Annotated in this window: 11 protein-coding genes; 7 read left to right on the plus strand and 4 right to left on the minus strand. The window is 56.3% G+C overall.

Going from position 1 to position 13,204, the window contains the following annotated elements:
• The 4 genes from AC1RSM_RS11225 to lpxC all read left to right on the plus strand — a co-directional run bounded on the left by AC1RSM_RS11225 (position 1) and on the right by lpxC (position 4,495).
• Positions 1 to 792, plus strand: a complete 792-nt coding sequence (locus AC1RSM_RS11225; protein ID WP_492932506.1) for a cell division protein FtsQ/DivIB — start codon at positions 1 to 3, stop codon at positions 790 to 792.
• Positions 793 to 799: 7 nt separating this feature from the next.
• Positions 800 to 2,026, plus strand: coding sequence for a cell division protein FtsA (gene ftsA / locus AC1RSM_RS11230; protein ID WP_009455039.1), 1,227 nt, complete (start codon positions 800 to 802; stop codon positions 2,024 to 2,026).
• Between the two features lie 169 nt (positions 2,027 to 2,195).
• Entirely contained in the window at positions 2,196 to 3,362 is a 1,167-nt protein-coding gene (gene ftsZ, locus AC1RSM_RS11235) for a cell division protein FtsZ (RefSeq protein WP_492932509.1), read from the plus strand.
• A 209-nt stretch (positions 3,363 to 3,571) separates the two neighbouring features.
• Positions 3,572 to 4,495, plus strand: a complete 924-nt coding sequence (gene lpxC / locus AC1RSM_RS11240; RefSeq protein ID WP_492932511.1) for a UDP-3-O-acyl-N-acetylglucosamine deacetylase — start codon at positions 3,572 to 3,574, stop codon at positions 4,493 to 4,495.
• 32 nt (positions 4,496 to 4,527) lie between these two features.
• On the opposite strand, the gene AC1RSM_RS11245 is transcribed toward lpxC, so the two are convergent.
• On the minus strand, positions 4,528 to 5,010 hold the full coding sequence (locus tag AC1RSM_RS11245) for a DciA family protein (RefSeq protein ID WP_492932513.1): 483 nt from the start codon (positions 5,008 to 5,010) through the stop codon (positions 4,528 to 4,530).
• Between the two features lie 18 nt (positions 5,011 to 5,028).
• On the opposite strand from AC1RSM_RS11245, the gene AC1RSM_RS11250 reads away from it, so the two are divergent.
• From AC1RSM_RS11250 to AC1RSM_RS11260, 3 genes are all read left to right on the plus strand, one after another.
• The gene (locus AC1RSM_RS11250) at positions 5,029 to 5,961 is read left to right on the plus strand and encodes a M23 family metallopeptidase (RefSeq protein WP_492932515.1); all 933 of its coding nucleotides are present in this window, start codon (positions 5,029 to 5,031) and stop codon (positions 5,959 to 5,961) included.
• Between the two features lie 119 nt (positions 5,962 to 6,080).
• Positions 6,081 to 8,810: a preprotein translocase subunit SecA gene (gene secA / locus AC1RSM_RS11255; protein WP_492932517.1), complete on the plus strand. Its 2,730-nt coding sequence runs from the start codon at positions 6,081 to 6,083 to the stop codon at positions 8,808 to 8,810.
• Positions 8,811 to 8,905: 95 nt separating this feature from the next.
• Positions 8,906 to 9,802 carry a DUF1932 domain-containing protein gene (locus tag AC1RSM_RS11260; RefSeq protein WP_492932519.1) on the plus strand — a complete coding sequence of 299 codons (897 nt, stop codon included), beginning with the start codon at positions 8,906 to 8,908 and terminating at the stop codon, positions 9,800 to 9,802.
• Between the two features lie 167 nt (positions 9,803 to 9,969).
• Here AC1RSM_RS11260 and mgtE read toward each other — a convergent pair whose 3' ends face one another.
• From mgtE to AC1RSM_RS11275, 3 genes are all read right to left on the minus strand, one after another.
• A complete protein-coding gene (gene mgtE, locus AC1RSM_RS11265) occupies positions 9,970 to 11,451 on the minus strand; it encodes a magnesium transporter (protein ID WP_492932520.1) in 1,482 nt (493 codons plus the stop codon).
• A gap of 21 nt (positions 11,452 to 11,472) precedes the next feature.
• Positions 11,473 to 11,817, minus strand: a complete 345-nt coding sequence (locus tag AC1RSM_RS11270; RefSeq protein WP_492932972.1) for an acyl-CoA thioesterase — start codon at positions 11,815 to 11,817, stop codon at positions 11,473 to 11,475.
• A gap of 184 nt (positions 11,818 to 12,001) precedes the next feature.
• Entirely contained in the window at positions 12,002 to 13,201 is a 1,200-nt protein-coding gene (locus AC1RSM_RS11275) for a M20 aminoacylase family protein (RefSeq protein WP_492932522.1), read from the minus strand.
• Between the last annotated feature and the right edge of the window lie 3 nt (positions 13,202 to 13,204).

Here is a 13,204-nt window from a genome sequence, read left to right on the forward strand (position 1 = left end):
ATGTTTTCCGATGCACGTCTGACCAACCTGATCGCCAACACGCTGGCTTTGCTAGCGGTGTCGGCATTGGTGATCGGTGTCGTGGTCTGGGCGGTGCGTCGTCCGTATTTCAATATCGAGCGTATTCAGATCGAGTCCTCGCAAGGCGAACGCCTGGCGTATGTGACACCAGAAGGGGTGAAGGCCACCATTGCAGGCCGTTTGCAAGGCAACTTCTTCACTGTCGATCTGGACAAGTCTCGCAGCTTGATCGAGACGGCTCCTTGGGTACGACGCGCACAAATCCGTCGCGTCTGGCCCAACAGCCTGTCGGTACGGATTGAAGAGCAGCAACCGCTGGCCTATTGGAACGAAGACGAAATGATCAACACCTGGGGTGAATCGTTTTCGGCCAATAAGGCAGTGGTGCCTGACGAAGTGGATTTGCCCCAGCTTAGCGGTCCACCAAATTCAGAGCGCCTGGTGGTGCAACGTTATGCAGAGCTGGCGCGCTGGTTTGGGCCCTTGGATGTTCAGGTCAGTGAAGTGACCTTAAGTCCGCGCTACGCCTGGGATGTGGTTTTGTCGAACGGTATGCAGCTGAGCCTGGGGCGTGACCCGGCCGCTGATATTGCCGACCCGCACGGTCGTAAAGGTGCATTGCCTTTTGCGGTTCGTGTTGAACGATTTGTGCAGGCATGGCCTGCCTTGATGCAACGGCTTGGCGACCGTGCTTTGCAAAGTGCCGATTTACGTTACCCGAATGGCTTTGCGATAACGCTGGCTCCGGTTTCATCTACCCCTGTGAAGTAAAGAACATATGACTCGTGACATCAAAGACCTGATCGTTGCATTGGACATCGGCACCAGCAAAGTCGTTGCGGTGGTGGCTGAAGTGCTGCCCGAGGGCCGGTTTGAAGTGCTTGGTCTGGGCCAGCACGAATCCCAGGGCATGCGCAAAGGGGTAGTCGTCAATATCGAGACGACAGTTAATTCCATTCAACGCGCCCTGGAAGAAGCGGAGCTGATGGCCGACTGCAAAATCCGCGAGGTCTACACCGGCATTGCAGGCAGCCACATCACCAGCTTTAACTCCAGCGGCATGGTGGCGGTCAAGGACAAGGAAGTCACGGCAACTGATGTAGCGCGGGTGATTGAAACCGCCAAGGCCGTGAATATCCCGACTGACCAGCAAGTGCTGCATGTGCTGACGCAGGAATTCATCGTGGACTCGCAAGAGGACATTCGTGAGCCCATCGGCATGAGCGGTCTGCGCCTGGAAGTGCGTGTGCACATCGTGACGGGTGCGGTCAGCGCTGCGCAAAACATCGTCAAGTGCGTACGACGCTGTGGTCTGGAAGTGCAGGATCTGATCCTGCAACCTTTGGCCTCCAGCTTGTCTTGCCTGACGGCCGATGAAAAAGAATTGGGTGTGGTGCTGGTGGATATCGGTGGTGGCACAACCGACATCGCCATCTACACCGGTGGTGCGATTCGTCACACCGATGTCATCCCTATCGCAGGCGACCAGATCACCAGCGATATTGCTGCCATGTTGCGCACTCCGACTCCTGATGCTGAAGAGATCAAGTTGCGCTTTGGGGTGGCCAAGCAATCGCTGGCTCATCCGGAAGAAATGATTGAAGTACCCGGTCTGGGTGATCGCCCCAACCGACAGGTCAAGCGCCAGGCTTTGGGTGCCGTGATCGAGCCTCGGGTGGAAGAACTGTTTACCTTTGTGCAGCAAAGCCTGCGCGAATCGGGCTACGAAGACTTGTTGTCCTCGGGTGTGGTTCTGACCGGTGGTACGGCCATGTTGCCGGGCATCGTGGAACTGGCCGAGGACGTTTTCCTGAAACCGGTGCGTATTGCCGTGCCCAGCTACGAAGGTAGCTTGGCCGATGTCATGCGCAACCCCCGTTTTTCGACCGTCATGGGTCTTTTGACCGAGGCGCGTTTGCAAAGTGCACGGGGCCGCAAAGTGGCCCAGCAAAAGGGCAGCGTCAAAGGCTTGATGGCGCGCATGAAGGAATGGTTCATGAATTAAGGGCGTTGTAGACGCCCAGGTCGGGCGGTCCGCAAGGACGGTCCGGGAGGCAGTTCAAACCGGCTGCGAACCCGCAGGTTGGCAGATGTTTTGAGCTGATTCCAAATTTCAGTTGTATCGGGGAAGTACGTAGAAACTTGACTAATTAGTGTTTGAGTGGGAGTCAATCATGATGAACTTTGAAATGTTAGATACCAGCGGTAGCGGCACGGTCATTAAGGTTGTGGGCGTGGGCGGTGCAGGTGGTAATGCCGTAATGCATATGATCAACTCCGGCGTTCAGGGTGTTGATTTCATTTGTGCCAACACGGATTCGCAGGCTCTGGCCAGCAGTGCCGCACCTGTGCAAATTCGTCTGGGCCGCAGTGGTCTGGGAGCCGGTGCCAAGCCTGATCAAGGCCGTGCCGCTGCTGAAACCGCACGCGAAGAAATCCGCGCCGCCTTGAACGGTGCCAATATGGTGTTCATCACGGCCGGTATGGGCGGTGGCACCGGAACCGGCGCCAGCCCCGTTGTTGCCGAAGTGGCCAAGGAATTGGGCATTTTGACCGTGGGTGTGGTGACCAAACCCTTTACCTTTGAAGGCAATCGCCGTTTGCGCATGGCCGAAGAGGGCATCGAGGAGCTGAGCAAGCACGTTCACTCCCTGATCGTGGTATTGAACGAAAACCTGTATGACCTGATGGATGAGGACGCTACACAGTCCGATTGCTTCAAGGCTGCTGATGATGTCTTGCACAATGCCTGCGCCGGTATTGCCGAGATCATCAATGTTGAAGGTAACGTGAACGTCGACTTTGAAGACGTGAAGACCATCATGGGCGAGCAAGGCCAAGCCATGATGGGTACGGCTGTGGCTTCTGGCTCGAACCGCGCTCGCGAAGCGGCTGAGCGTGCCATCGCTTGCCCATTGTTGGAAGGTGTGGATCTGCACGGTGCTCGCGGCATGTTGGTGAACATCACTTCGTCCGCCTCCTTGAAGATGCGCGAAACGCGCGAAATCATGGATACCATCCGTGGCTACGCAGCAGAAGACGCTACCGTTATCTTCGGTACCGCTTACGACGAAGCCATGGGCGACAGCCTGCGTGTAACAGTTGTGGCAACGGGTCTGGGTCGCAAGCAAGCTCGTCCACAGTTGGTACAAAACAACGAAGAAGTGTTACGCACAGGTACGGACAATATGCCTGTGATCGGTGCGGATTACGCGAATGCGGACGTCCCTGCCGTGATCCGTAACCCACGCAGCCAGGCTTCGGCCCAGGTGCGTGCATTGGAGACTGCAGGTATGGATCACTTCGACATTCCAGCGTTTTTGCGCAAGCAGGCTGATTAAAAATCAAGCCGGGCGATACCCGAGTCGCCAGTTTGATTTCTCCCACGACTCCCCCTGGGCGTTCGCGTTCAGGGGGTGTAAGTGCTTTATTGCTTGATGATGTTTGCCGCTTGACAATCGGGTATGCTTTTAAGAAGCGTATAGTGGATAACCCGTATTACGGTTACAATAGTCTTTGCGAACAACACTTTACAAATACAAGAATAGCTATGCTTCGTCAGCGCACCATTAAGAATGTCATCAGTACCAAAGGGGTCGGCCTGCACTCCGGTCGTCGTGTCGAATTGACGCTACGCCCTGCCGCGCCTGATACCGGTATTGTGTTTCACCGTATTGATCTGCCGGAAATCGTGGATTTGCCCGCGCAAGCAGACAAGGTCGGTGGCACGCGTATGGCTTCTGTGCTGATCAAGGACAATGTCCGAGTTTCAACGGTAGAACACTTGATGTCGGCCATTGCTGGCCTGGGCATTGATAATCTGCATGTGGACCTGACGGCCGAAGAAGTGCCCATCATGGATGGTAGCGCCGGCACGTTCGTGTATTTGTTGCGTTCGGCGGGCTTGCAAGAGCAAGAAGCTGCCAAAAAATTTATTCGTGTTCTGAAACCCATAGAAGTCTCTGAAGGCGAGGGACAGGACATTAAGTGGGCCCGTCTGGAGCCCTATGAAGGCTTTGCCCTTCAGTTTTCCATCGATTTTCACCACCCGGCTATTGATGCAACAGCCAATTTTGCCGAGGTGGATTTTGCGCAAGACTCGTACGTCAAAACGATTTCGCGTGCGCGCACCTTCGGGTTTGCCAGCGAAGTAGAAGCATTGCGTGCAGCCGGTCTGGCCCGTGGCGGCAGTTTGGACAATGCCATCGTCATGGACGAATACCGCGTCCTGAATAGCGATGGTCTGCGTTATGAGGACGAGTTCGTCAAGCACAAGATTCTGGATGCTATTGGCGACTTGTACTTGATTGGCCACCCCCTGATTGCACGTTACGTGGCGTGTAAGTCTGGCCATGGTTTGAACAACCAGTTGGCGCGCGCCCTGCTCGCGGCCCAAGATAGCTGGGAAATGGTAACTTTTGAGTCTGCCGCCAGCGCCCCACACGCTTTTTCCAGCGAGTGGAAATTCGCTTGATTCTTGTGCAGGGTAAAACCTTGGTGCTGTGTTTAGCCGCGATGATGGCGCAACAAGCGCTGAATGGCGTCTGCCAAGGGGCCTTGCGGCAATGAGTCGTGCAGTTCTTCAAAGGATTGCAAGGCCCGCTCGTCCAGGACTTGTACCTGGCGCGCGGGCTTTTCTGTCACACCTGCAAACAAATGGGCTTGCACGTGGACCAGCGTCTCGCTAATGTTCCAGCCAGCGGCATTCATGTGCCGCATCACCGTGGGCAGCAGCTGCCGCAGTTTAGCCGCATGCGCGGCGCTGGGAACTGCCAGCGTCAATTGCTGTCTGTCTATACGGGCGACTTTACATGCCTTGCCCAAAGCGGGTGGCAGGGCTTTGCTTACATGGGTCTGAGCTGCCATCAGCTGTCGGGCCATTTCCAGTACCTGGGAACCTTGCTGGTCACCGGCCAGCCAACCCAAAGCGTGGCTTTGCCCGCTACTGCGTTTTTGCGTGGGTGACGAAAAAGGGGGCTTCCAGGTCATGTTCGAGGTTATACGAAAGTGGATCAACATAAAGACTATACGTCCTTAGATAGTAAAGCCAAAGGGTTGCGCCGTACGGTGATCACCCTGGTGGCTTTAGTATCGCTGGGCGTTTCCGCTGCTGCGGGAGCCTTGGTGCAGTCGCACTGGGGTGAACGTGGCAGTGTGTCGTTGGATGTGGACGTGGCCCAGGGCCAGGCCGCTGCCATGCAGGACAACGTGACCCGTCTGGCTGAAAAAGTTGGCGGTTTGCAGGCTAAATTGATTGAAATGGATGGTGTCAGCAAGCGGGTCGCCAAAGCGGCCGGTATTGCTTATACCGATCCGGAACTGGCTGACTCCATGCCCGCACAGGATCTGGAGGTGATGGACAGCATGGATGGTGCAGATCTGGTCTGGAACGCGGATCGTCTGGGCGAGCAGCTGGACAGTCTGGCCAAGCAGATGTCCGACCAGCAAGACTGGTTCCAGATGCTGGATTCCGTACTGACTGAGCGCACCGGTAATGAAGCACGCCTGCCTAATTACCGCCCCGTGGATTATGACGAAGTGGCATCCTCTTTCGGCTGGCGCCGTCACCCGATCACAGGCCGCCATGCTTTGCATGAGGGCCTGGATTTCCCCGCTCCCAAAGGCACCCCTATCTACGCAGCCTCGGGTGGCGTTGTGTCGGAAGCTCGTTACATGACGGGTTACGGCAAGCTGGTGGAGATCAACCACGGCAATGGCATGAGCACACGATACGCCCATGCCTCGTCTATCGTTGTTAAATTAGGCGACGTAGTGGAAAAAGGGCAGTTGATCGCCCGCGTGGGTTCTACCGGGCAGTCTACGGGCTCGCATCTGCATTTCGAGGTGCGCATGGCCGGGCATGCACTGGATCCCAAGCTTTTTCTGCCAGCGCGTGAGTATGTAGAACAGCAGATCGCGCAATTGGATTCGGACAAGTAGTTCCGTCCAGCAGCATGTGCGTTAAACTGATTGTTTGCTTGCGCATCCCTTTTAACCAGAGATAGGCTCGAGGCATAGATTCAAGCCCTTGCGGCCTCGCCTACATTGACGACACAAGAATGGTTTCATTGCTGAAAAAGCTTATTGGCAGTCGTAACGACCGACTGCTCAAACAGTACCGTAAGCAGGTCGCACAGATTAATGCTCTTGAGCCTTCTATTCAGGGCTTGAGCGACGAGGCCCTGGCGGCCAAAACGCTGGAGCTGCGCCAACGTGTTCAAGATGGCGCGTCGCTCAACTCGCTCTTGCCCGAGGCTTTTGCCATTGTGCGCGAGGCGGGTATCCGTGTGTTTGGCATGCGTCACTTTGATGTGCAGATGCTGGGCGCCATTGCTTTGCACAACGGCAAGATTTCCGAAATGCGTACGGGTGAGGGTAAAACCCTGACCGCCACCTTGGCCGTTTACTTGAATGCACTGTCCGGCAAGGGTGTGCACGTGGTGACGGTGAACGATTACCTGGCCCGCCGTGACGCGGCCTGGATGGGGCGCCTGTATAACTTCCTGGGTCTGAGCGTCGGTGTAGTCGTTCCCCAGCAAGACAATGCCGAGAAGATCGCCGCCTACCAGGCCGATATCACTTACGGCACCAATAACGAATTTGGTTTCGACTACCTGCGCGACAATATGGAATATCGCGCTGAGGACCGCCGCCAGCGCAGCTTGTCCTATGCGATTGTCGACGAAGTTGACTCCATTCTGATTGACGAAGCCCGTACCCCGCTGATCATCTCCGGTCAGGCAGAAGACAATACCGAGCTCTACGTGCGCATGAACGTGGTGCCGCCTATGCTGACCCGCATGACGCAAGAGCCCCGTCCTCAGGAGCCCGAGCCAGAAGGCGACTTCTGGGTGGACGAAAAAGGCCAGCAAGTTCATATTTCCGAAGCCGGTCACGAGCGCGCCGAACAGTTGTTGACTGAAATCGGTCTGCTGCCTGAAGGCGAATCGCTGTACGAACCACGTCATATTTCCCTGATGCACCACTTGATGGTCGCCTTGCGCGCCCATAACCTGTTCTTCCGCGATCAGCAGTACGTGGTTCAGGACGGCGAAGTGGTGATTGTGGACGAATTTACCGGCCGCCTGATGGCAGGTCGTCGTTGGTCTGATGGCCTGCACCAGGCCGTGGAAGCCAAAGAAGGCGTTCGTATTCAGAACGAGAACCAGACCCTGGCCTCGATTACTTTCCAGAACTACTTCCGTATGTACGACAAGCTGTCCGGCATGACCGGGACGGCTGATACCGAAGCCTACGAGTTCCAGGAAATCTACAGCCTTGAAACGGTCATCATCCCGCCGAACCGTCCTTTGGCCCGTAAGGATCAAAACGACCAGGTTTTCAAAACGGATGACGAAAAGTTCAACGCTATTCTGAAAGACATTCAGGATTGTCACGAACGTGGCCAGCCTGTTCTGGTGGGTACCACCAGTATTGAAAACTCCGAGCTGATTTCCACGCGCTTGAGCGCTGCCGGTGTCCAGCACGAAGTACTGAACGCTAAGCAACACGCTCGTGAAGCCGATATCGTGGCTGAAGCGGGTAAACCTGGCCACGTCACCATCGCGACCAATATGGCCGGCCGTGGTACTGACATCGTGCTGGGTGGCAGCATTGAGCGCCAGATTGCCCAGATTCGTGAAGACGAATCCTTGAGCGCAGAGCAGAAAGAAGCCAAAACTCAGGCTATCCGTGCCGAGTGGGAGCCGCTGAATCAGCAGGTCAAGCAGGCCGGTGGTTTGCGCATTATTGGTACTGAGCGCCACGAGTCGCGCCGTATCGACAACCAGTTGCGTGGTCGTGCAGGTCGTCAGGGTGACCCGGGTTCTTCCCGTTTTTACCTGTCGCTGGAAGATTCGCTGATGCGCATCTTTGCCGGTGATCGTGTGCGCGCCATCATGGAGCGTCTGCGTTTGCCTGAAGGCGAGCCTATTGAAGCCCGCATGGTGACCCGCTCGATTGAGTCGGCCCAGCGTAAGGTTGAGGCCCGTAACTTCGATATACGTAAGCAACTGCTGCAATACGATGACGTGGCCAATGATCAGCGCAAGGTGATCTACGCTCAGCGTAATGAGGTGCTGGAGTCGGGTGATATTACCGAGACCATCAGCAGCTTGCGCGAAGCAGCCGTCAGCCGTCTGTTCCGTGAATACGTGCCGCAAGACACGATGGAAGAGCAGTGGGATATCCCTGGCCTGACCACCGCTTTGCAAAGCACTTTCCAGATTGATTTGCCTCTGGCTCAAATGCTGGAGCAGGAATCCAATCTGACTGACGACGATTTGCATGATCGTGTCATTGCGGAGTCCGAGCGCTTACTGCAAGCCAAGATTGAACAAGTTGGTCAGCCCAACTGGGGCAATTTCGAGCGCTCTGTACTGTTGCAGTCTATTGATACGCAGTGGCGTGGTCACTTGCAAGCGCTGGATCACCTGCGCCAAGGTATTCACCTGCGTGGCTATGCCCAGAAAGATCCTAAGCAAGAGTACAAGCGTGAAGCTTTTGAGCTGTTCTCCGACATGCTGGATCGTGTTCGTGATGAAGTCATCAAGGTGTTGATGACAGTACGCATCCAGACGCCGGAGCAGGTCGAGGAAGCAGCCGTGGAAGTTCCACCGGCTAACTCCAACATTCGTTTCCATCACTCGGATTACGACGCGGCCTTGAGCGGCGAAGACCCTGGCCTGGAAGAAGCGGCAGCAGGTGACGTGCCACGCGTTGGCCGTAACGACCCTTGCCCTTGCGGCAGCGGTAAGAAGTACAAGCAGTGTCACGGACGTTTGGCCTGATCTTGATCGGGGCCGTCCGGACTGCAGGCTACTAAGCCCAAACCCCATGAGTGTGACTCATGGGGTTTTTTCTTGGCATTTCTCTGTATTTTTTTATGACGACATCTCCTTTATTGCATCGCCTTGCCCTGATTGGTGCAGGTGAAGTGGCCCGAGCCTATGGCACAGCTATGAAACAAGCAGGCGTGCAAATTCCGTTTTTATTGGTACGCCGAGACAGCCCAGCCGCTCGTGATCTGGCCAATCAATTAGGTGCGCAATTGTGTCTGCATGCAGATGAGCAGTGGCAGAGCCTGGATGGAGTGGTGTCAGCGGTGACAGGAACGCAGGCGGCAGCGGTTGCGCAAGCCGTCATGCCTTGTTTGTCAGCCACTAGCCTGTACATGGATTTGTGCACGGCGGAGCCTCAAGACATAGAGAGCATGGATAAGGTGGCGCGCCAGTACGTGGTTGAGCTGGCCGACCTGGCTATTATGGGCTCTGTGCCCGCTACGGGCGCTCAGACGGCTTTGCTGGCAGCGGGGCAGGGTGCTGTCAGGGCTGCGGCGTTTTGGGAGGCTCTGGGGGCTGCTGTGCGTATTCTGCCCGGTCAGGCCGGCGATGCCATGCGTTTGAAGTTGCTGCGCAGCTTGATGACCAAGGGCTTGGAGGCTTTAGGAATCGAAAATCTGATGTTGGCAGAGCGCATGGGGCTGCGCGCCGAGTTGTACGAAGTACTGGAAGATTTGAATGAGCGAGGCTTGCAGGACTTTATGGAGTCGTGCCTGCGCAGTCATTTGGTTCATGGCGTGCGCCGTCGTGATGAGGTGCTGCAAGTGCGCCGTCAACTGGAGCTGGCCGGAATCGAGCCACGGGTGACAAACGGCGTGCTGAATTTCTTTGAGCACACCGCACAGACCGAGTCTTTGCAGCGTCCCCAGGCTGTGAGCACAGTAGAGAGCCTGGAGATTTTTCTGCAAGAGGCCCAAGCATTCGAATCCCGGTCCCCCTAAAACGAGAGGGTTCCTAGCTTAAGTGGAGTTTCTCTGCATCGCGCTAGGCGGAGCAAATGGTGAGGGGAAATGTTTCTAGCCAGGCGCTGAGCATCAAGCCTGATGGTGGAATAATAAAAACCCGGCTTGATGCCGGGTTTTTATTATCGAGCCTATTTTCCTGCGGTCTACAGTAAGAATACAGTTGCCAGACCCAGGAACAAGAGAAAACCCAGCGAGTCCGTGGCAAAGGTCAGCAGAACCGAGGAACCCACAGCGGGGTCATTGCCAAAGCGATCACGCAAAATTGGAATCAGTACACCAAGTGCTGCTCCAATCAGCATATTGCCGATCATGGCGGCCATCATCACGGCGGCAATGGCAAGCGAGCCGGAGATGAACCAGGCAAAGAAAGCCGTCACCGCGCTGCCACAGACGCCGACCAGAAAGGTCACCAGCAATTCCCGCTTGATCAAGGGGATGACGTTCGAACCTGTTACACGGCCAGTGGCAATGGCGCGAATAATCATGGTCATGGTCTGGTTGCCGGAGTTGCCACCAATACCGGCGACAATCGACATCAGGAATGCCAGGATCACGATATGGCTGACTGTGTCTTCAAAGCGGGAGGCAATAAAGGAAGCTGTTGCCGCCGTACAGAGGTTGATCAGCAACCAGGGAGCCCGGTTACGAATGGCCGTGCGTATGGGCGAGAAAATGTCGTCCTCTTGCAGACCGGCACGGGACAGGGCTTGTTCTTCCGAGTCTTCCTGCAGCACGTCCACCACTTCGTCAATGGTGACGCGACCAATCAAGCGGCCAATATCATCCACAACGGGAGCAGAAACCAAGTCATACCGCTCAAAAGCCCCAGCGGCGTCCGAGTCCGAGTCCAGAGGATTCAGAGCCAGATAGTCGGTGGACATGACCGAAGACACTAGGGTTTCAGGTTCGCTGACCAGCATGCGGGTCAAAGACAGGGTGCCCTGCAGTTTGTCGTCCCGGTCGACCACAAAAATCTGGTCAGTGTGGTCCGGCAGTTCTTGTAGGCGACGCAGGTAGCGCAAGACCACTTCCAGGCTTACGTCCTCGCGCACGCGCACCATGTCAAAGTCCATGATGGCGCCCACGGTGTCTTCGGGGTAGCCCATGGCTTCAATCAGCTGGGCACGTTCCTCGTCGGTCAAACCGCGTTGGACGGCAGCCACCACATCGGGCGGCAAGTCGGGGACCAGATCGGCAATCTCGTCGGCATCCATATTGCCGGCGGCCGCGATCAGGTCGGCGGTGTCCATGGAACGGATCAGCGATTCCCGTGCCCAGTCTGCCACTTCCAGCAGCACGTCTGCGTCGTGCTCGGCATCTACTAATTGCCAGATAGCCTGGCGTTCCAGCTCGGGCAAAGACTCCAGGATGAAGGCAATGTCGGCCGGATGCAGATCGTTCAGAATCGTCTTGATTTCGCTTTCATGCTGGCGATGAATCAGACCTTCAAGCAGGTTGGAGCGGTCGTCGTCCTCGAACTGGCGCTGGGCCAGCGTTTCGACAACCTCCTGGCGTTTGAGGATGTTTTTCAGGCGATAGAGCGCCTGCTGCGCATCCTCGGGTTCCAGGCGACGCGGCTTGGGAGTGGGGCTGGGAGTAGTAGGGGGTACCAGGTTTTCCTGCATAGACCTGCCTATCACGAATTCTTAGAGAGGAGGCAGCGGGCGGCTGCGGCGCTCGTCATCGGTGGCCACATAGGTGAGCGTGGCTTCAGTTACCTTGACCGTTTCCAGTTGCAGGCGTTTGCGTTCTGCATACACTTCCACAGAAACAGTAATGGAGGTGCGGCCTGTCTTGACGATTTCTGTGTAGAAGCTGAGCAAGTCGCCAACGAATACCGGCTGCTTGAAGGTAAACGCATTGACCGAAATCGTGGCGACGCGACCCTGGGCGCGTCGTGTTGCCGGGATGGCACCGGCAATGTCCACCTGGGCCATGATCCAGCCGCCAAACACGTCGCCGTGGATATTGGCGTCGGTGGGCATGGGCATGACGCGCAGCGTTGGTGCGCCGTCCGGAAGTGCTGAAAAGTTGCTAGAGGTACTCACAAATACTCCCGAGGGGCAAGAGGGCCATCAAAGCCAGAGTCCGGCGTACGAGACGCACGCCGTCAAGAATAGAACCTGCCATTGTAACGGCAAGGCTCTAAGCTACTGTGAAACATTTGTTAAAGCGTCAACGGTGTTGCGCGAGCCAATCCAGGGCCAGCTTGGCCCAGTAGCTGGCACCGATGGGGATCAGGCTGTCGTTAAAGTCGTAGCTGCCGTTGTGCAACATGCATGGGCCCATGCCATGACCGTGGCTGCGGTGGTCGCCGTCGCCATTACCCAGCCAGACATAGCAACCTGGCACCTCTTGCAGCATGAAGGAGAAATCCTCGGCACCCATGGAGGGGCGGATGTCCTGGCGCAGCTTGTCCGGCCCCACCAGTTCCTGAATGACTTGAGCGCAAAATGCGGCTTGCTCAGGATGGTTGATGGTGGGCGGGTAGCGACGATCAAAGTCAAACTGCGCTGTACAGCCAAAGGCGGTACAGCTGTGCTCTGTCAGTTCGCGCATGCGGGTCTCGACCAAGTCCAAAGCCTGGGTTGAGAAGGTACGCACGGTGCCGCGCATGACGGCTTCATTGGGAATGACGTTGTCGGCCGAACCAGCATGGATCTGAGTGATGCTCAGCACCACCGGTTCCAGAGGGTCTACATTGCGGCTGACGATGGTTTGCAGGCTTTGAGCCAGTTGTACCGCCGTCATGATGGGGTCCGCACCCAGATGGGGCATGCCCCCGTGAGCGCCTTTACCTTCGATACGAATTTCAAAGGTATTGCTGGAGGCCATCATGGCACCGGGCAGTACACCGAAAGTGCCTGCCGGCATGCCGGGCCAGTTATGCAAGCCAAAGACGGCTTGCATAGGAAACAGTTTGAACAAGCCATCCTTGATCATTTCCCGAGCGCCGCCAAAGCCTTCTTCGGCAGGCTGGAAAATCAGATAGATAGTGCCCGCGAAATCACGGTGTTCGGCCAGATAACGGGCAGCGCCCAGCAGCATGGCCGTATGCCCATCGTGCCCACAGGCGTGCATCTTGCCTTCGTGGCGGCTTTTGTGTTCGAACTCGTTGAGCTCCTGCATGGGCAGGGCATCCATATCAGCACGCAGTCCTACTGCAGGGCCTTCGCCCCCTGTGCCTTTCAAAATGCCAACCACACCGGTCACACCCAAGCCGCGATGAATCGGAATTCCCCATTTTTCCAACCAGGACGCGACTTGATCCGCTGTCCGGGTTTCCTCGAAAGCCAGTTCGGGGTAGGCGTGAAGATCACGCCGGATCGCCGTAATCTCGTGAGACCAGGCGGAAATGGGTTCAAACAGCTTCATGAT

The sequence above is a fragment of the Alcaligenes sp. GW821-FHT11D07 genome (assembly GCF_058808495.1).

What these genes read in the sequence shown, in the direction of transcription:
- AC1RSM_RS11225 (WP_492932506.1), top strand. Translation starts at nt 1, where the DNA reads ATGTTTTCCGATGCACGTCTGACCAACCTGATCGCCAACACGCTGGCT.
- ftsA (WP_009455039.1), top strand. Translation starts at nt 800, where the DNA reads ATGACTCGTGACATCAAAGACCTGATCGTTGCATTGGACATCGGCACC.
- ftsZ (WP_492932509.1), top strand. Translation starts at nt 2,196, where the DNA reads ATGATGAACTTTGAAATGTTAGATACCAGCGGTAGCGGCACGGTCATT.
- lpxC (WP_492932511.1), top strand. Translation starts at nt 3,572, where the DNA reads ATGCTTCGTCAGCGCACCATTAAGAATGTCATCAGTACCAAAGGGGTC.
- AC1RSM_RS11245 (WP_492932513.1), bottom strand. Translation starts at nt 5,010, where the DNA reads ATGACCTGGAAGCCCCCTTTTTCGTCACCCACGCAAAAACGCAGTAGC.
- secA (WP_492932517.1), top strand. Translation starts at nt 6,081, where the DNA reads ATGGTTTCATTGCTGAAAAAGCTTATTGGCAGTCGTAACGACCGACTG.
- AC1RSM_RS11260 (WP_492932519.1), top strand. Translation starts at nt 8,906, where the DNA reads ATGACGACATCTCCTTTATTGCATCGCCTTGCCCTGATTGGTGCAGGT.
- mgtE (WP_492932520.1), bottom strand. Translation starts at nt 11,451, where the DNA reads ATGCAGGAAAACCTGGTACCCCCTACTACTCCCAGCCCCACTCCCAAG.
- AC1RSM_RS11270 (WP_492932972.1), bottom strand. Translation starts at nt 11,817, where the DNA reads ATGCCCATGCCCACCGACGCCAATATCCACGGCGACGTGTTTGGCGGC.
- AC1RSM_RS11275 (WP_492932522.1), bottom strand. Translation starts at nt 13,201, where the DNA reads ATGAAGCTGTTTGAACCCATTTCCGCCTGGTCTCACGAGATTACGGCG.